Below are 18,266 nucleotides of genomic sequence, written 5' to 3'. Positions count from 1 at the left end.
CACGGATGTCCCGTACAACGGCGTACGGAACACGGCACGGCGTCCGTCCGCCACCCCGACCGGCGGGCGGACGCCGTGCACCGCCCACCCGCGCCCCGGCTCAGCCCTCCTGCTCGACCAGGTGCGCCGGGAAACCGCCGGTGGCCACCGGCCCCCACCGCCGCGGCGTGACCCGGATGATCGACTTGCCCTGGCGGACCATCGCCTCGCGGTACTCGTCCCAGTCGGGGTGCTCACCGGAGATGTTGCGGAAGTACTCCACCAGCGGCTCCACCGACTCCGGCGTGTCGATCACCTCGGCCTCGCCGTCCACCTGCACCCACGGCCCGTTCCACTCGTCGGAGAGCACCACCACGCTCACCGACGGCGTGTGGCGGGCGTTGCGCGTCTTGGCCCGCTCCGGGTAGGTCGACATCACGATGCGGCCGGAGTCGTCGACCCCACAGGTCAGCGGCGAGGCCTGCGGCGTGCCGTCGGAACGGCGGGTGATCAGCAGCGCGCGGTGCCGGGGGCGGACGAAGTCCAGCAGCCCCGCCAGGTCGACGCGGGTGTTGGTGGCGATGGACGGACTCATGCGGAACACTCCCGGAAGCGGTACGGACGGGCCCCGGCCGGCCGGCCGGTGCGCCCGAGTCTAGGGACCGCCTGCCCACAGCGGCGCGTCCGCAGCCCCGCAGCGCCCCCTCAGGCCGGCGCTTCCGGCGCCAACACCCCGACCCCGCCGCCCTGTTCGCCCTCAGGGGTCCTTGCAATATGCCCGCCCGGGCCGCGTGGTCTGGCACCGCACCTCGCGGCGTTGCCGAAAAGCCCTGGTAGCTCCGCTACGAGGACTCTCCGGCGTCTTGCGATGCACGGCACCGGACCACGCGACCTCATCGGACGCTCATATGGCAAGGACCCCTGAGCGCGATCCGCCCACGGCGCAACCGCGTTCGCGCGGAGTGCCCGCCGGAAAGAGCTCCGGCATGGAGACCCCCGCACCGCGCCGCCTCGCCCCCGACCTCTGGCACCTCCCCTTCCCAGTCGGCCACGTCTACGCCCTGACCCTGCCGGACGACGGCTGGGCACTGGTCGACACCGGCGTCCCCGGATCGGCACCCGCGATCCTCGACGCACTGGCACAGCTCGGCGCCCACCCCGCCGACCTGCGGCAGATCGTCCTCACCCACTCCCACATCGACCACATGGGCTCGGCCGCCGACCTCGTCGAGGCCACCGGCGCACGCGTCCTGGCGGGAGCTGCCGACGCACCCGTCATCCAGGGCCACACCCCCGAACTGCCCCCCGCCCTCACCGACGGCGAACGGCCCCTGCTGGCACAGGTGCAGGCCGGGCTCGCCGCGGCCGGGCAGCCCCCGCTGCGCCACGTCACCGTCGACACCGTCCTCCACGACGGCGACACCCTCGACGGCTGGGGCCGACCGGTGCACGTCCTGCACGTCCCCGGCCACACCCCCGGCAGCATCGCCCTCCACCTGCCCGGCACCGGCACCCTCCTGACCGGCGACACCGTCGGCGCCGCACCCGGCCGCGCCGTTCTCGGCCCCTTCAACACCGACCGGGCGCAGGCGATCGCCTCCTTCCACCGGATGGCGGCGCTCGACGGCCTGCGAGCCGTCTGCGTCGGTCACGGCACACCGCTCACCGGGGACGCCACAGCCCTGATGCGGCAGGCCACACCGGAGAAGGACTGGCTGCACGGCATGCCGTGACCCGCCCGCCGGAGCACCGGGCACGGACACCCGCGCGGGACGGACGGTCGGGGCGGGGCGAGCGCCCCAGGGCCGGGCCCGCAGGCGGACCCCGCCGCGACCGGTGCTGCGCAGCGCCCGGAGCACCCGGGGGAGTGGGCGGACCGGCAACGCCGACGCTCTCAGGTGTCGCACTCCAGCACCGTCCGGCACAGCGGGCACCGCGCCCGGACCCGGCCCCGTACCGGCAGGCGGTTGCGGCGGCAGCAGGTCGGGCAGGGGAAGGTCACCCGCAACCCGCCGGGGCCACCCTCGAACGTGTAGTCGACCGCGTCCGGTGCGCTCGGCGGACGCCCCTCGCCCGCCGCCCTGCGGTCCCTGGCGTACCGGCGCCGGCCGGCCCACCCCGCGGCGGCCAGCGGCGGACGCCGCCACTCCTGGCGTGCCCGCGCCGCACCCGCGGTGTACGCCTCGTACCCCTGCGGGCTGGTGAACCACGGCCGCGGGTCCTCCCCGAAGAAGTCGGCCCGCTTCGCCATGACGTACCCGAACTCCTCCGGCGTCAGGTAGCCGAACTTCTGCGAGGCCTCGCCCCACTCCCGGTAGGCGTCCAGCAGCAGCCACCCGGCCCCGAGGAAGGTGGCGACGGTGTCGGTGAGGATCTCGTCGGCCCGCTCGTCCGCGAGCCTGAGCCCCAGCCGGTGCAGGTAGACATGGGTGACCTCGTGGGCCAGCGCCGCCCCCACGTCCTCCGGATGGGAACGGAACCGTTCGTTCAGCTCGACGAAGTACTCCGGCCCCGAAGCCAGTTCGACATTGGCCGCGAACTCCATGTCCCGGAAGGAGACGATGATCCGCGCGTCCGGCAACCGCAGGTGCGAGGTCATCACCCGCGCCACCCGCTGCACCCCCAGGACCAGGTCGTCACCGTCGGCGAAGGTCACCTCCGCACGCGCCACGCTGAGCGGGAAGGTGCTGACCGTCTCCTGGGACACCCGCGTGAACAACGCCGTCAGCGCCTCACCGACCGTGGCGAGGTGAGGGAAACCATGGGCGACCGCGCCGCCCCGAGCACCGGCTGGCACACCCCGACTGTACGCCCGCCGGCACCGCACGCACCCGGCACGCACGCACCCGGTGTCCGACACGCCGGTGTCCGGCACCCGCCACCGCACCGTTCACCCGCCAGGCCCGCCACGCCTTGCGACACACCCGGCACCGCCCGACGATCGACCGACGACGGTGCCCGCCCCGACGGACGCGGGACGGGCGCGCAGCCCCGCACCGAAAGGCAGTCCCTTGCGCAGCGCGCTCGCCCACCCCGCAACGGTCCTCCTCACCGCGGCCCTGGCCCTGGCCGCCGCACTCCCCGGCACCACGGCCCAGGCCGCGGCCGGCCCCCGCCCCCTCCCGCCGCCCCCGGCCGGCGGCCCCGCCCACCACAGCCGTCCCGGCGGCCCCGCGCCCCGCCCGGAGGAGACCGACGGCCCCGGCGTGGTCGGCGGCACCCCCGCGATCCAGGGCGAGTTCCCCTTCGTCGTACGCCTCTCCGTGGGCTGCGGCGGAGCCCTCTACAGCAAGGACCTCGTCCTCACCGCCGCCCACTGCGTCGACCGCAGCGGGCCCGACACCTCCCTGACCGTCACCGCCGGCGTCGTCCACCTCGACAACCCCGCAGCCCTGCGCACCACCTCCACCCGCGTGGTGCGCGCCCCCGGCTACGAAGGGAAGGGCCGGGACTGGGCCCTGGTGAAACTCGCCAAGCCGCTCGACCTGCCGACGCTCCCCATCGCCGACACCACCACCTGGAACAACGGCACCTTCTTCGTCGCCGGGTGGGGCGCCGCGGGTGAGGGCGGCGAACAGCAACGCGCCCTGCTCAAGGCCCAGGTGCCCTACGTCGAGGACGCGGTGTGCGCCCGCGCCTACGGCTCCGCGTTCCTGCCCTCCGACGAACTGTGCGCCGGACAGGTCAGGCTGGGCGGCGTCGACACCTGCCAGGGCGACTCCGGCGGACCCCTCTTCCGCAGGTCCGGTCCCGGCGCCTGGGTCCAGACCGGCATCGTCAGCTGGGGCGACGGCTGCGGCGCCCCCGGCAAGCCCGGCGTCTACAGCGAACTGAGCACTTTCGCCCCCGACATCCGGAAGGCGGCGGCGGAACTGGGGGGCTGACGGGCCCCGGCCCCGGGCCGCCGCCGTCCCCCGCGGCCGGCCCGGCCCCGCCCCCGACGGCCCGGGGCCGCCCCGAGCCGTGCCCACGGCGAGAGCACACAGGCCGCGGCAGCCGACCTCCACAGGAGGCAGGACCCCGCCCGCGCACTTCCCTCCGGCTGCCGCCCGGACCCGACCGTTAGGGGTCCTTGCCATATGAGCGTCCGATGAGGTCGCGTGGTCCGGTGCCGTGCATCGCAAGGCGCCGGAGGGTCCTCGTAGCGGAGCTACCAGGGCTTTTCGGCAACGCCGCGAGGTGCGGTGCCAGACCACGCGGCCCGGGCGGGCATATGGCAAGGACCCCTAAGTCCAACACAGCCCGCTCCTTTGTCCATAGCGCCCCTCACGCCCCCACCCCACCCTGGGCGGACCAGACCCACCGCCGGTGCGAGGAGGACACGCGCGTGAACGACGCGAGAGAACCGAAGGACGCCCCCAGCCGCCACCCCCGGCCGGCACCGGACGCGGCGGCCGGGCCGGCCGGCGCCGGGCACGGGCCCACCCGCCGGGGCGTCGTCGTCACCACCGCCCTCACCGGCATCGCCACCGCCCTGCCCCTGGCCACCGCCCCCGACGCGGTCGCAGCCGACGCCGGTACCGCCGTGCTCCGGTCCGACACCCTCCGGGTGACGGTCGACCGCGCCTTCCCCCGCATCGTCGACTACACCGACCGCGCCACCGGCGCCACCCTGCACGGACACGACGAGAGCGTCACCCAGGTCGTCATCGACTCCACCGCCCGCACCCCGGCCGTCACCACCACCCTCGCCGCCGACCACGCCCGCTACCTCCTCACCTTCGACGGCGGCACCCGGATCACCGTCGAGATACGCGTCCACCACTCCACCGTGACCTGGCGCGTCACCGACATCCACGAGACCGAGGCGCTGCGCGTGGGGACCCTGCACCTCCCCGAACTCGCCTTCCTCGCCGTGCGGGAGGACCAACCGGGAGCGACGCTCCTCGCCGCCCGCCTCGAACTCGACAAGGCCCAAAGCGGCGACACGAAGGTGACGGTCAGCGCCGACACCCCGCTCCAGACCACCGCCACCGGCTGCGCCTACGCCGTCCTCGCCACCGACCACCTCGCCGCCGCCATCGAGACCAACACCGTCTGGGACCAGCCCAGCGGCGCCGACCAGACCTGGGAGAACGGCCGGCTGTGGCGGCGCACGGTCCGCAGCGGCGGCAAGGTCACCGCCCGCCTCGGCTGCGGCCAGTTCACCCACCGCGCGGCCGGGCAGCCCCTCGCCGCCACCGAACCGCTGCCGCAGGTCACCGTCATCGTCACCGGCGACCGCAACGGCGACGGGAAGACCGACTGGCAGGACGCCGCCATCGCCTTCCGCGACATCATGACCGACCCGCCCGGCGCCGAGGAGACACACCTGCGCGTCGTCTCCCACATCCCCTACAACTTCGCCAGCCAGGCCACCACCCCGTTCCTGGCCGCCCTCGACAACGTCAAACGCATCGCGCTGGCCACCGACGGACTACGCCAGTTCACGCTGCTCAAGGGCTACCAGTCCGAAGGCCACGACTCCGCGCACCCCGACTACGGCGGCAACTACAACACCTGCGCCGGCGGCCTCGCCGACCTCAACACCTGCGTGCGGGCGGGAAAGAAGTGGAACAGCGACTTCGCCGTCCACATCAACGCCACCGAGTCCTACCCCGTCGCGCACGCCTTCTCCGAGACCCTCGTGGACAAGGACGACCCGCAGTGGGACTGGCTCGACCAGTCCTACCGCATCGACCCGCGCCGCGACCTCGTCTCCGGCGACATCGCCGCCCGCCTCCGGCAACTGCGCCGGGAGACCGACCCGGCCCTGAACATGCTCTACATCGACGTCTTCCGCGAGTCCGGCTGGAACTCCGACGCCCTCCAGGCACACCTGCACGAACAGGGCTGGCAGCTCGCCACCGAGTTCGCCAACGGCCTGGAACGCTCCGCACTGTGGTCCCACTGGGCCAACGAGACCGACTACGGCCCCGACACCTCCCGCGGCGTCAACTCCCAGCTCATCCGCTTCGTCCGCAACCACCAGAAGGACGTCTTCGCCGACAGGTGGCCCACCCTGCTCGGCGCCGGACGCATGGGCAACTTCGAGGGCTGGACCGGCAAGACCGACTGGAACGCCTTCCTCGACATCGTCTGGCGCGACGCCCTGCCCGCCAAGTACCTCCAGGCCTACCCCATCAGCACCTGGACCGAGCACACCGTCACCTTCGAGGGTCCCACCCGTACCCGGGTCACCGACGCCGACGGGACCCGCCGCATCATCACCGACGACCGCCTCGTCTACGAGGACGGCCGCTACCTGCTGCCCTGGGAGCCCCGCAACGCCACCGACCCGGACAAGCTGTACCACTACCACCCCGGCGGCGGCACCAGCACCTGGCAGCTGCCCCGCGGCTGGGCGAAGGCCACCACCGTCCACGTCCACCGCCTCACCGACCAGGGCCGCTCCGACGAACAGCGCCTCGCCGTCCACGACGGGCACCTCACCCTCACCGCCGAGCCGAAGACCGCCTACGTCGTGTACCGGCACCGGGCCCCCGCACAGCCCGACCCCGGCTGGGGCGAGGGCACCGCGCTGGCCGACCCCGGCTTCCACTCCGGCACCCTCGACGCCTGGCAGGTCACCGGCGCCGCCGAGGTCCGCCGCAACGACCTCGGCGACTACGAACTGGTCCTGCCCGCCGGCGCCCCGGCCACCGTCTCGCAGCGGCTGCGCCGCCTGACGCCCGGCCGGTACGTCGCGAGCGCCGACGTCGAGGTGGGCACCGAGGCCGGACAGCGGCGCCGCGCCGAACTCGCCGTCACCACCGCCGACGGCGTCCGGGCCGTCAACTGGACGCAGACCTCCACCGCCGCCAACTTCGTCGCGGCCGACCGCAAGTCCGGCACCCGCTTCCAGCGCATGTTCACCCTCTTCACCGTCCCCGAGGGCGGCGGCCCCGCCACCCTCACCCTCGGCGCCGGCAAGGGCGAGGCGCGCGTCCGCTTCGACAACGTCCGCGTCGTCGCGACCGGCAGACCGCAGCCCGCTGCCGGCCTCGTGGCCGCCGAGGACTTCGAACACGTCCCGCAGGGCTGGGGCGTCTTCTACAAGGGCGACGCGGGCGGCACCACCGACCCCCGCACCCACGTCGCACAACGCCACGCCCGCTACACCCAGCGCGGCTGGAACGGCAAGGCGATCGACGACATCGTCGACGGCACCCAGTCGCTGAAGTCCCGCGGCGAGAACACCGGCCTGGTCTACCGGACGGTGCCGCACAGCGTCCGCTTCCTCCCCGGCAGGCGCTACCGGGTGACCTTCCGCTTCGAGAACGGCGTCGCCGACCAGTACGCCTGGATCACCGCCGCCGACGCGCCCGCCACCCGGGAACTGAGCCGCGAGCCCCTGCCCGTCGCCCACGAACCCGCCACCCACAGCTACGAGTTCACCGCCCCCGCCGACGGCGAGGCGTGGGTCGGGCTGCGCAAGACCGGGGACGACGGCACCGCCGAGTTCGCCCTGGACGCCTTCGAGGTGCGCGAGGTCTGACACGCCACCCGCCCCGGTCCGGCCGCACCCCTCACCGCGGTGCGGCCGGACCCGCCCCACACGGCCCGCCGCCCACCGCGCCCCGACTGCGACACTGGTCCCATGGAGAAGCGTGCAAGCGACAAACTGGACAAGCCGCTGTCGGTCGTCGGCCTCGGCACCTGGCAGCTCGGCGCCGACTGGGGCGAGGTCGAGGAGAAGGACGCCCACGCCGTCCTCGACGCCGCCCTGGAAGCCGGCGTGACCTTCCTGGACACCGCCGACGTCTACGGCGACGGCCGCAGCGAGCAGACCATCGCCGCGTTCCTGGCCGGCCGGACCGCCGCGGAACGCGAAGCCGTCACCGTCGCCACCAAGATGGGCCGCCGCGCCGAACAGCTCCCGGAGAACTACGTCCTGGACAACTTCCGCGCCTGGACCGACCGCTCCCGCCGCAACCTGGCCACCGACCGCCTCGACCTGGTCCAGCTCCACTGCCCGCCCGGCCCCGTCCACGCCAGCGACGAGGTCTTCGACGCCCTGGAGACCCTCGTCGCCGAGGAGCGCATCGCCCGCTACGGCGTCAGCGTCGAAACCTGCCAGGAAGCCCTGACCGCGCTGGCCCACCCGAACCTCGCCAGCCTCCAGATCATCCTCAACCCCTTCCGCACCAAGCCGCTGGAGCGGGTCCTCCCCGCGGCCCGGGAGGCAGGCGTCGCCGTCATCGCCCGCGTCCCCCTCGCCTCCGGCCTCCTCAGCGGCAAGTACACCGCCGACACCGTCTTCGCCGCCGACGACCACCGCACCTTCAACCGCCACGGCGAGGCCTTCGACCAGGGCGAGACCTTCTCCGGCGTCGACTTCGCCACCGGCGTCGAGGCCGCCGCCGAGTTCGCCGCCCTCGCCCCCGAGGGCGCCACCCCGGCCCAGACCGCCCTGCGGTGGATCATCCAGCAACCCGGCGTGACCACCGTCATCCCCGGCGCCCGCGCCCCCGAACAGGCCCGCGCCAACGCCGCCGCCGCCGACCTGCCCCCGCTCGACCAGAACACCCTCACCGCGATCAGCGACCTCTACGACCGCCGCATCCGCGCCCAGGTCCACCACCGCTGGTGAGCCCCCGGGCCCCGGAGCGCCGGCAACACCCGGGGCGTCCGCCCACCCCGCCCCCTCAGGGCACCAGCCGCACCGCCCCCGCCGCCGCGCCCACCCCGGCCGGCGGCGGGGAACCCTCCAGCTCCCACAGCCACACCTCGTTACGCCCCTCCCGCACCACCGGCCCCGGCACATACAGCGAAACCTGCGGCCCCACCGCCCGGTAGCGGCCCACGCAGAAACCGTTGACCCACGCGAAACCGTGCTCCCAGCCCGGCAACTCCAGCGCGGCGTCACCCGCCCCCGCCACCTCGCACACCCCCCGGAACAGCCCCGCCGGCCCCGGACCACCCGGCACCTCCTCCCCGGCGTCCGGCAACGCCCGCCACGGCAGCCGAGCCACCGCCGCCGCGTCCTCCCACGCGTCCAGCCGCAGCCCGCGCGAGCGCACCCCGTGCAGGTACTGCCGCTCGTGCAGCAGCCCACCGGTCAGCCCCTTCGCCTCACCGGTGCGCGGCCCGTAGTTCACCCGCCCCAGCGAGGACACCCACAACTCCACCACGGCAGGGCCCGCGACCTCCCCGAGCAGCACGTCCTCCCCCTCCACCACCCCGCGCCGCACCCCGTCCACATACACCACCGCCCGGTCCCGCAACCCCACCGCCCGCAACGGATACGGCTGCCGCGGCCCGGGCACCTCGAAGCGGTACCGCACCACCCCCCGGTCCACGTCCAGCTCCTCGAAGGCCGGTGCCACGCCCGAGACCACCTCCGGGCCACCCAGCCCCGCCAGCAACTCCGGCGCAGCCACCCACTGCGTCAACTCCACCGGCACCGGCCGCTCCAGCACCGGCTCCGCAGCGGGCACCGGCGGCAGCGGACCGGCCGCGTACCCGGCGAGCACCTCCCGGAACAGCCGGAACTTCTCCGTCACCCGGCCCCGCTCGTCAATCGGCGCGTCGTAGTCGTAAGAGGTCACCGTCGGCTCCAGCGCCCCGTCGTGCAGGGCGCCCGCCCGGTTGGCCCCCGCCCACCCGGCGAAGTTCGTCCCCCCGTGCGCCATGTAGACGTTCACCGACGCCCCGCACTCCAGCACCTGAGCCAACGCCCCCGCCGCGTCCGCCGCCTCCCGCCGCACCACCGGCTCCACCGTGCCGTCCGCCGCCGCCCAGTGCGAGAACCAGCCGCACCAGAACTCCATGCACATCAGCGGCCCCACCGACCGGTGGCGGCGCACCACCTCGAACGCCTCCCGCGCCCCCGCCCCGAAATTCGCCGTCGCCAGCACACCCGGCACCGAACCCCCGCTGAGCATGTGGTCCTCCGGCCCGTCCGAGGTGAACAGCGGCACCTCCACCCCCAGCCCCCGCAACCGCGCCGCCAGGTGCTCCAGATACACCCGGTCGCTGCCCCAGGAGCCGTACTCGTTCTCCACCTGCACCATCAGCACCGGCCCGCCCCGCGACACCTGCCGCTCCACCACCTGCGGCAGCAACCGCTCGAACCAGCCGTCCAGCAGCCGCAACCACTCCGCGTCCCGGGTCCGCACCCGCCGCCCCAACGGCCCCGTCACCCAGTGCGGCAACCCGCCGTTCTCCCACTCCGCGCAGATGTACGGCCCCGGCCGCACCAGCGCCCACAACCCCGCCCCCGCCACCGCGTCCAGGAACCGCCCGAGCGCCGCCACGTCCCGGTACCGGCCCGGCGACGGCTCGTGCAGGTTCCACGGCACGTAGGTCTCCACGCAGTTCAGGCCCATCGCCCGCACCATCGCCAGCCGGTGCCCCCACTGCGCCTCGTGCACCCGGAAGTAGTGCAGGGCCCCGGAGAGCAACCGCACCGGCTCACCGTCCAGCGCGAACCCCCGCTCCCCGACCGCGAAACGGGCACCGCCCCCACCACCGCCACCGACCATGCCGACTCCTCGCCACCCCTGTGTGCGTCGCTTCTCACAACCCGCGCCCACCCTCGCCCCTGGCCCGCACGGCGTCCATGGACAAAGATCGACACCGGTTGGACGGAAGACCCGCAGCCCCGAACCCCGAGCCGGAAACACCGAGGCCGAGAGGAGCCAGGGATGTACCACACCTGGATGCGGTACTTCACGCCCGGCCCGGCCCTCCACCGGCTCGGCCTGGTCTGCCTCGGCGTGGGCCTGCAACACGGCACCCTGCCGCCGGTCGGGCCCCGCGTCCTGGACCACCACGTCGCCGTCGTCATCAGCGCCGGCCGCGGCTGGTACACCACCCCCGACGGACGACGCCGCACCGTCACCGCCCCCGCCCTGCTGTGGCTGGTCCCCGGCGTCCCCCACCACTACGGCGCCGACCCCGACACCGGCTGGGACGAGAGCTTCGTCGACTTCACCGGCCCCGCCACCACCGCCTGGACCGAACTCGGCTACATCGAACCCGACCGCCCCGTCGTCCCCCTCACCGACACCGCCACCCCCCGCGCCGCCGTCTCCCGCATCGCCCGCGCCGCCCGCCGCGGCAACCCGCTGCTGGAGGTGGAGACCGCCGCCGCCGTCCCCGAACTGCTCGTCGCCCTGCGTCGGGCCCGCGCCGACACCGACGCCGACGGCGACCCCGTCCTCACCGCCCTGGCCCGCGACGCCTTCCTCCCCCTCACCATCGCCGGCCACGCCGCCCGCCACGGCATGACCCCCGCCGAACTGCGCCGCGCGGTACGCCGCGGCGCCGGCTGCAGCCCCAAGGACTACCTCCTGGGCATCCGCCTCGGCCGCGCCAAGGAACTCCTGGCCGCCACCGAACTCCCCGTCGCCGCCATCGCCCGCCGCGTCGGCTACGACGACCCCGCCTACTTCAGCCGCCTGTTCACCCGCCGCGTGGGCACCGCCCCCGTCCGCTTCCGCGCCCAGGCCGGCCGCGCCGTCCCCGGCGGCTGGTCCACCCGGATACCCGACCCCGACGACCCGCCCCTGCTGCGCACCACCGACCCGGCACCACCCGCCGCCACCGCGCACCGCCCCCCGCACCACCGCCCCACCCCACCGTGACCGCCCCGCGGCGACCGCCCCGGTTCCCGTGCGGGCCCTCGGCCCCATGAGGCAGCATGACGGCATGCCCGCACTACAGCGCGAAGAAGCGCAGAACCGCTCCGGTCTCCTCGACGTCCACCACTACGACGTGCACCTCGACCTCACCGGCGGCCAGGAGCACTTCACCTCCTCGACCACCATCCGCTTCAGCGTGCGGGCGGGCGCCGCTCCCACCGAGGCCGACGCTCCCGGAACCTTCGTCGAACTCAAACCCGTCCACCTCCACGGCGCCACCATCGACGGCGCCCCCCTGGACACCACCACCCTCGACGACAACCGCCTCCCCCTGCCCGCCCTGGCCGCCGGCGAGCACGAACTCCACGTCGAGGCCACCATGGCCTACTCCCACACCGGTGAGGGCCTGCACCGCTTCACCGACCCCGCCGACGGCGAGGACTACGTCTACACCCAGCTCTTCCTCGACGACGTCCAACGCGTCTTCGCCGCCTTCGACCAGCCCGACCTCAAGGCCACCTTCGACCTCGGCGTCACCGCCCCGCAGGGCTGGACCGTCCTCGGCAACGGCATCGCCACCCAGGACCCGCAGAGCCCCGGCCACTGGAGCCTGGCCACCACCCCGCCGCTCCCCACCTACCTCGTCGCCCTCGCCGCCGGCCCCTGGCACTCGGTGCGCACCGAGCACGCCGGCCTCCCCTTCGGCGTCCACTGCCGCCGCTCCCTCGCCCCCCACCTGGACGCCGACGAGATCCTCGACCTCACCCGCCGCTGCTTCGACCGCTACCACGTCCTCTTCGACGAGCCCTACCCCTTCGACTCCTACGACCAGGCGTTCGTCCCCGAGTTCAACGCCGGCGCCATGGAGAACCCCGGACTGGTCACCTTCCGCGAGGACTTCGTCTTCCGCTCCGCCGTCACCGACACCGAACGCCAGAGCCGCGGCATGGTCATCGCCCACGAGATGGCCCACATGTGGTTCGGCGACCTCGTCACCCTCGCCTGGTGGGACGACATCTGGCTCAACGAGTCCTTCGCCGAGTACATGGGCTACCAGGTCCTCACCGAGGCCAGCCGCTTCACCGACACCTGGACCCAGTTCGCCGTCAGCCGCAAGGGCTGGGGCTACGACGCCGACCAGCGCCCCTCCACCCACCCCGTCGCCCCCACCGACGTCCTCGACACCGCCTCCGCGCTCCTCAACTTCGACGGCATCTCCTACGCCAAGGGCGCCTCCGCGCTGCGCCAACTCGTCGCCTGGATCGGCGAGAAGGACTTCCTCGCCGGCATCAACGCCCACTTCTCCCGGCACCGCTTCGGCAACGCCACCCTCGCCGACTTCCTCGACTCCCTCGCCGGCGCCACCGACCGCGACGTCCACGCCTGGGCCGCCGCCTGGCTGCGCACCACCGGCGTCGACACCCTCACCACCCGCACCACCGGCGGGTCCGACGGCCGCTGGCACCTCAGCCTCGGCCACACCGACCCCACCGGACCCGCCCGCCCCCACCGCGTCGCCGTCGGCCTCTACGACCACGACCCGACCACCCCCGGCCGCCTCACCGCCCGCCCCCGCCTCGAACTCGACGTCCCCGCCGACCCCGCGCACCCCGCCCGGCACGACGCGGCAGGCAGCCGCCCCGCCCTCGTCCTCCCCAACGACGGTGACCTCACCTACGCCAAGGTCCGCCTCGACGAGGCCTCCTGGCGCACCCTGCGCACCAGCCTCTCCGGCCTGCCCGCCCCGCTCAGCCGGGCCGTGGCCTGGAACACCGCCCGCGACATGGTCCGCGACGGCCTCCTCGACCCCCGCGAGTACCTGGAGACGGTCCGCGCCCACCTCCCCACCGAGAGCGACACCGCCGTCGTCCAGGGCGTCCTCGCCTTCGCCCGCAACCAGGTGGCCGACCGCTACCTCCCGCCGGCCGACCGGCCCGCCGCCCTCACCACCCTCAGCGAGACCTGCCGCGCCATCCTGCGCCACACCGAAGGACCGGCCCACGGCAGCCGGCAGGGCCTGCGACTCGCCGCCACCCGCACCTTCATCGACAGCGCCGCCGTCCCCGACCCGCTCGCCGACTGGCTGTCCGGCGAGTCCGTACCCGGCGGACCGGCCCTCGACCCCGAACTGCGCTGGCGCATCCTGGGACGCCTCGCGGTCCTCGGCGCCCTCACCCCCGAGGACGTCCAGGCCGAAGAGGAACGCGACCCCAGCGCCGTCGGACAGCAGGGCGCGGCCCGCTGCCGCGCGGCACTGCCCGACCCCGCCGCCAAACAGGCCGCCTGGGAAGCCCTGTTCACCGACGACCCGGACGCCGAGCTCTCGAACTACCTCTTCAACGCGACGGCCGCCGGCTTCTGGAACCCCGAACAGCTCGATTTGCTCGGGGAGTACGTCCCCCGCTACTTCCCGGCGGCCCTCACCCTCGCCGCCCGACGCGGCCCCACCCTCGCCCGCGCCGCCGGCCGCCAGGCGTTCCCCGCACCCTTCGTGGACGCTCACCTCCTCACCCTCGGCCGCCGGCTCCTCGACGACCCCGCCCCCGGCACCGAGCCGACCCCCGCACTCCGCCGCGAACTGGACGACCAGCTCGACGACCTGGCGCGGGCCCTGCGCGTCCGCGAAGCCTGGGGGAGGGGCACCGCCGTCTGAGGCCGCACGGCGGTACCGGCACGCCGAGCGACGCGGGGCCCCGCCCTTCCGGGGCGGCCCCGCGTCGCTCGGCGTGCCGGGGACTCTCCCCTCCCGCGCCCGGGGACCGTCGCCCGGCCGGTCGCCCCGGCGCTCTGCCCGGGCTCCGGTGCCCGGCGGGGGACTTCGCCGTCCTGCTCCCCGCCGCCCGAGGACGCCCCCGCAAGCCGGTCCCGTCGTGATCCCACCCGAGCCGAAAGCAGCCCCTCCCGCAGTAGGTGCAGCCCCGGCCGAGCCGTGGGTCACCCGAGCCGGACGCAGTCCCCGAGCCCGGGACGGGCAACCTCACCCGGGGCGGGCGCTGCCCCCACCCGGGACGGCGGCGGGGCCGGCGCGGGAGCCACCCACCCGCACCGCGCCCCATAGCAGACTCCCGCGGCCCACTCGAACCGCTGTCCCACGTACGAGTGGTCGCGTGCCGAACGAGCGGCGACACGGAACCACTGACGCTAGCTTAGGTAACCCTAAGTCAGCTCCTGCGCTGCACGTTCCGTGCAAGAAGGGCGCGTCGATGTCCGTCCCCGCCACCGCCGCCGGCGCACTCGCCGGCGGCCCCCGAGGCCCGGAAGCGCTGCGTCCGCTCCTCGCCACCGTCCTCGACGCCCTCGCCCAGGGCGCCGCCGACCGTGCCGGACCCCTCCCGCCCGGCGGCCCGGACGCCGTCGCCCGCTCCCTCCGCGCCGCCTGGCCCGAGACCCTCCCCGAACAGGGCGTCGGCCCCCACCGAGCCCTGCGCACCCTGGTCCGCGCCCTCGCCCGCGGCGCCGCCGACCCCGCCGACCCCCACTGCGCCGCCCACCTGCACTGCCCGCCGCTCGCCGTCGCCACCGCCGCCGACCTCGCCGCCAGCGCCCTCAACCCCTCCATGGACTCCTGGGACCAGGCCCCCGCCGCCTCCGCCCTGGAGAGCCGCGTCACCCGCACCCTCGCCGCCCTCGTCTACCCCGCCACCGCCACCCGGCTCCCCGGCGTCCCCGCGCCCCGCACCACCACCGGGCCCTCCCCGGGCGCCGCCCCCAGCGCGGACGCTCTCGTCACCACCGGCGGCACCGAGTCCAACCTGCTCGCCGTCCTCCTCGCCCGCGAGGCGCACCCCCGCCGCACCACGACCACCCCGCCCCTGCGCATCGTCTGCGGCGCCAACGCCCACCACAGCATCCACCGCGCCGCATGGCTGCTCGGCCTCCCCGAACCCGTCACCGTTCCCACCCCCGACGGCACCCTCGCCCCCCAGGCCGCGGCAGCAGCCCTCCACACCCTGCGGCGCGCGACCACCACCGAGGAGCCCCCGCCGCTGCTGCTCGTCGCCACCGCCGGCACCACCGACGCCGGAGCCGTCGACCCGCTGCCCGCCCTCGCCGACACCGCCCAAACCCACGGCGCCCGCTTCCACGTCGACGCCGCCTACGGCGCCCCCCTCCTCCTCAGCGACACCCACCGGGCAGTGCTCACCGGCCTCCACCGCGCCCACACCGTCACCCTGGACCTGCACAAACTCGGCTGGCAGCCCGTCGCCGCAGGCCTCCTCGCCGTGCCCGACAGCCGCGACCTCGCCCCCCTCGACCACCGCGCCGACTACCTCAACGCCGACGACGACACCGACGCCGGCCTCCCCAACCTCCTCGGCCGCTCCCTGCGCACCACCCGCCGCCCCGACATCCTCAAGGTCGCCGTCACCCTCGGCGCCCTCGGCCGCCGCGGCCTCGCCGAACTCGTCGACCGCACCCTGGCCCGCGCCCAGACCCTCGCCGACCTCGTCGAGGCCCACCCCGCCCTGGAACTCCACTCCCGCCCGCCCCTGACCACGGTCCTCTTCCGCCCCACCGGCAGCGACGACACCACCCTCGCCACCATCCGCCGCGACCTCCTGCGGTCAGGCGACGCCGTGCTGGGCCGCGCCACCACCGCCACCGGCCTCTGGCTCAAGGCCACCCTGCTCAACCCCCACACCAGCGACGACGAACTCGCCACCCTGCTCAAACTCGTGGAAGGCGCCCGCCCCGCATGACCATTCCCAGCCAACGCCCCACCAGCGAACCCAGCACCACCCCCCGCGCCGCCGCCCGCCCCCTGCCGCCGGCCGCCACCAGCCCCACCGACCCGCTGGACCTCGCCGGCATCGGCATCGGCCCCTTCAACCTCTCCCTGGCCGCCCTCGCCCACCCCCTGGACCACCTCCGCACCGCCTTCTACGACAGTCGCCCCGACTTCCGCTGGCACCCCGGCATCCTCATCGAAGGCGCCACCCTCCAGGTCCCCTTCCTCGCCGACCTCGTCACCCTCGCCGACCCCACCAGCCCCTGGACCTTCCTCAACTACCTCAGAACCCGCGAACGCCTCTTCCCCTTCTACTTCGCCGAACGCCTCCACACCGAGCGCACCGAGTACGACGCCTACTGCCGCTGGGTCAGCGAGAACCTGCCCGACCTGCACTTCCGCCACCACGTCGACGCCGTCCGCTGGAACCACGAACACCAGGTCTTCGAGATCGACTACACCCACCTCGACGCCGCCGGCGAAGCCCACGCACTCGGCCGCACCCACGCCCGCAACCTCGTCCTCGGCATCGGCACCGAACCCCACATCCCCGAACCGCTGCGGCCGCTCGCCGAAACCCCCCAGGCCCCGGTCCTCCACTCCGCCGACTACCTCGACCACCGCGCGCGCCTGCTGGCCGCCGACCACGTCACCGTCATCGGCTCCGGACAGTCCGGTGCGGAGATCTTCCTCGACCTCCTCACCCACCGGCCCGCCGGCCACGAAGGCCTGCACTGGCTCACCCGCACCCCCGCCTTCGCGCCCATGGAGTACAGCAAGCTCGGCCTGGAGCACTTCACCCCCGACTACACCCGCTACTTCCACGCCCTCCCCGAAGCCGTACGGAACGACCTGCTACCCCGCCAGTGGCAGCTCTACAAGGGCATCGACCACGACACCATCGCCGCCATCCACGACGCGCTCTACCACCGCACCCTCGACGGCGGCTGGCCCGACGCCCACCTCACCCCCGGAGTCCGGGTGCGCACCGCCGGTCGCGTGGGCACCACCAAGGTCGAACTCCACCTGGAACACGACCAGCAGGGCACCCGCTCCCGCCTCACCACCGACGCCGTCGTCCTCGCCACCGGCTACCGCGAACGCCGGCTGGACACCCTGCTCGCCGCCCTCGACCCCTACCTGCGGCGCGACAACTCCGCCCGCCCCCGCGTCGACGACCGCCACCGGCTCGTCCTGGACCCGGCCGTCACCGGTTCCGTCTTCGTCCAGAACGCCGAACGCCACACCCACGGCGTCGGCACCCCCGACCTCGGCCTCGCCGCCTGGCGCAGCGCCACCATCCTCAACACCCTCAGCGACACCCCCGCCTACCCGCTGCCCTCCCGCACCGCCTTCACCACCTTCGGACTCCCCACCTCCGGCGGACGGACCGCCCACGACCTGGCCCACGCCCCCCACGCCCGCCACTGACCACCCACCCGGGCCGCAGCCACCGGAGCCCCCGCCCTTGCCGAGACCGGCCCCGGCCGCCCCGCCCGACCTGCCGGCGACGCCCCTCAGGACACCAGCCCCACCACCAGCGACACCACGCCCCCCACCGCGAGGACCGACCCGGAGATCCAGAAGTACCGGCTCCGGTTCCGCTCCGCCCGGAGCAACTCCTCCTCCGTCCGCACCGACATCACGAAGACACCACCCCCGGCGGGCTCCGCCATCACCAACCGCCCCCGGTCGTCCGAAGCCGCCCCGTGCACGTAGAAGAAGCTCCCCGGGCGCACCACCCACTCCTCCTGCCGGAACCCCAGAGTCCGCTCACGGCTCGGCAACTGCAACCGCAACGGCCCCAGCTGCAACACCCCGCCCTCGTCCGGCAACTGCCGCTCGAAACGGTCCAGAACCTTCTCCGCCCCCACCACCTCGCCGTCCCCCGGACTGACGGCCACCTGCCCCGTCGCGTCCGCCACCGCGAAGTCCGTCATGCTCGACGCCTCCGACACCGTCTCCGTACGCGTCCGCGTCCGCCGGTTCCC

The 18,266-nt window shown here is 74.6% G+C and carries 12 protein-coding genes; 8 read left to right on the top strand and 4 right to left on the bottom strand.

Annotation, left to right across the window (positions count from 1 at the left end; genetic code table 11):
- Positions 1-100: 100 nt before the first annotated feature.
- Positions 101-574 carry a PPOX class F420-dependent oxidoreductase gene (locus tag ACFV3R_RS14070; protein ID WP_385580857.1) on the bottom strand — a complete coding sequence of 158 codons (474 nt, stop codon included), beginning with the start codon at positions 572-574 and terminating at the stop codon, positions 101-103.
- 391 nt (positions 575-965) lie between these two features.
- Here ACFV3R_RS14070 and ACFV3R_RS14065 point away from each other — a divergent pair, with 391 nt between their 5' ends.
- Positions 966-1,712, top strand: coding sequence for an MBL fold metallo-hydrolase (locus ACFV3R_RS14065; protein ID WP_385580854.1), 747 nt, complete (start codon positions 966-968; stop codon positions 1,710-1,712).
- Positions 1,713-1,873: 161 nt separating this feature from the next.
- Here the strand turns inward: ACFV3R_RS14065 and ACFV3R_RS14060 are convergent, their stop codons facing one another.
- A complete protein-coding gene (locus ACFV3R_RS14060) occupies positions 1,874-2,776 on the bottom strand; it encodes a hypothetical protein (RefSeq protein WP_385580851.1) in 903 nt (300 codons plus the stop codon).
- 214 nt (positions 2,777-2,990) lie between these two features.
- Between ACFV3R_RS14060 and ACFV3R_RS14055 the strand changes: the two genes are divergently transcribed.
- The 3 genes from ACFV3R_RS14055 (at position 2,991) to ACFV3R_RS14045 (ending at position 8,551) form a co-directional block, all read left to right on the top strand.
- Entirely contained in the window at positions 2,991-3,863 is an 873-nt protein-coding gene (locus ACFV3R_RS14055) for a S1 family peptidase (protein WP_385580848.1), read from the top strand.
- Between the two features lie 443 nt (positions 3,864-4,306).
- On the top strand, positions 4,307-7,456 hold the full coding sequence (locus ACFV3R_RS14050) for an endo-alpha-N-acetylgalactosaminidase family protein (RefSeq protein WP_385580846.1): 3,150 nt from the start codon (positions 4,307-4,309) through the stop codon (positions 7,454-7,456).
- 102 nt (positions 7,457-7,558) lie between these two features.
- On the top strand, positions 7,559-8,551 hold the full coding sequence (locus ACFV3R_RS14045; RefSeq protein ID WP_385580843.1) for an aldo/keto reductase: 993 nt from the start codon (positions 7,559-7,561) through the stop codon (positions 8,549-8,551).
- A 55-nt stretch (positions 8,552-8,606) separates the two neighbouring features.
- Here ACFV3R_RS14045 and ACFV3R_RS14040 read toward each other — a convergent pair whose 3' ends face one another.
- Positions 8,607-10,445: a beta-galactosidase gene (locus tag ACFV3R_RS14040; protein WP_385580841.1), complete on the bottom strand. Its 1,839-nt coding sequence runs from the start codon at positions 10,443-10,445 to the stop codon at positions 8,607-8,609.
- 162 nt (positions 10,446-10,607) lie between these two features.
- Between ACFV3R_RS14040 and ACFV3R_RS14035 the strand changes: the two genes are divergently transcribed.
- The 4 genes from ACFV3R_RS14035 to ACFV3R_RS14020 all read left to right on the top strand — a co-directional run bounded on the left by ACFV3R_RS14035 (position 10,608) and on the right by ACFV3R_RS14020 (position 17,706).
- Positions 10,608-11,549, top strand: a complete 942-nt coding sequence (locus tag ACFV3R_RS14035) for a helix-turn-helix domain-containing protein (RefSeq protein ID WP_385580838.1) — start codon at positions 10,608-10,610, stop codon at positions 11,547-11,549.
- 64 nt (positions 11,550-11,613) lie between these two features.
- Entirely contained in the window at positions 11,614-14,199 is a 2,586-nt protein-coding gene (gene pepN / locus ACFV3R_RS14030) for an aminopeptidase N (protein ID WP_385580835.1), read from the top strand.
- Between the two features lie 550 nt (positions 14,200-14,749).
- Positions 14,750-16,246, top strand: a complete 1,497-nt coding sequence (locus ACFV3R_RS14025; RefSeq protein WP_385580832.1) for a pyridoxal phosphate-dependent decarboxylase family protein — start codon at positions 14,750-14,752, stop codon at positions 16,244-16,246.
- Positions 16,243-17,706: a lysine N(6)-hydroxylase/L-ornithine N(5)-oxygenase family protein gene (locus ACFV3R_RS14020; protein WP_385580829.1), complete on the top strand. Its 1,464-nt coding sequence runs from the start codon at positions 16,243-16,245 to the stop codon at positions 17,704-17,706. The genes ACFV3R_RS14025 and ACFV3R_RS14020 overlap by 4 nt, the downstream gene beginning before the upstream one ends.
- 86 nt (positions 17,707-17,792) lie before the next feature.
- Here the strand turns inward: ACFV3R_RS14020 and ACFV3R_RS14015 are convergent, their stop codons facing one another.
- Positions 17,793-18,233, bottom strand: a complete 441-nt coding sequence (locus tag ACFV3R_RS14015) for a GIDE domain-containing protein (protein ID WP_385581123.1) — start codon at positions 18,231-18,233, stop codon at positions 17,793-17,795.
- Between the last annotated feature and the right edge of the window lie 33 nt (positions 18,234-18,266).

Origin of the sequence: Streptomyces sp. NPDC059740 (assembly GCF_042733155.1) — a bacterium.
Lineage (GTDB): Bacteria > Actinomycetota > Actinomycetes > Streptomycetales > Streptomycetaceae > Streptomyces.
The sequence above is the reverse complement of the archived record's forward strand: the minus strand, read 5'-3'. Positions and strand labels throughout refer to the sequence as shown.

What these genes read in the sequence shown, in the direction of transcription:
- ACFV3R_RS14025 (WP_385580832.1), top strand. Translation starts at nt 14,750, where the DNA reads ATGTCCGTCCCCGCCACCGCCGCCGGCGCACTCGCCGGCGGCCCCCGA.
- ACFV3R_RS14045 (WP_385580843.1), top strand. Translation starts at nt 7,559, where the DNA reads ATGGAGAAGCGTGCAAGCGACAAACTGGACAAGCCGCTGTCGGTCGTC.
- pepN (WP_385580835.1), top strand. Translation starts at nt 11,614, where the DNA reads ATGCCCGCACTACAGCGCGAAGAAGCGCAGAACCGCTCCGGTCTCCTC.
- ACFV3R_RS14035 (WP_385580838.1), top strand. Translation starts at nt 10,608, where the DNA reads ATGTACCACACCTGGATGCGGTACTTCACGCCCGGCCCGGCCCTCCAC.
- ACFV3R_RS14020 (WP_385580829.1), top strand. Translation starts at nt 16,243, where the DNA reads ATGACCATTCCCAGCCAACGCCCCACCAGCGAACCCAGCACCACCCCC.
- ACFV3R_RS14070 (WP_385580857.1), bottom strand. Translation starts at nt 574, where the DNA reads ATGAGTCCGTCCATCGCCACCAACACCCGCGTCGACCTGGCGGGGCTG.
- ACFV3R_RS14065 (WP_385580854.1), top strand. Translation starts at nt 966, where the DNA reads ATGGAGACCCCCGCACCGCGCCGCCTCGCCCCCGACCTCTGGCACCTC.
- ACFV3R_RS14040 (WP_385580841.1), bottom strand. Translation starts at nt 10,445, where the DNA reads ATGGTCGGTGGCGGTGGTGGGGGCGGTGCCCGTTTCGCGGTCGGGGAG.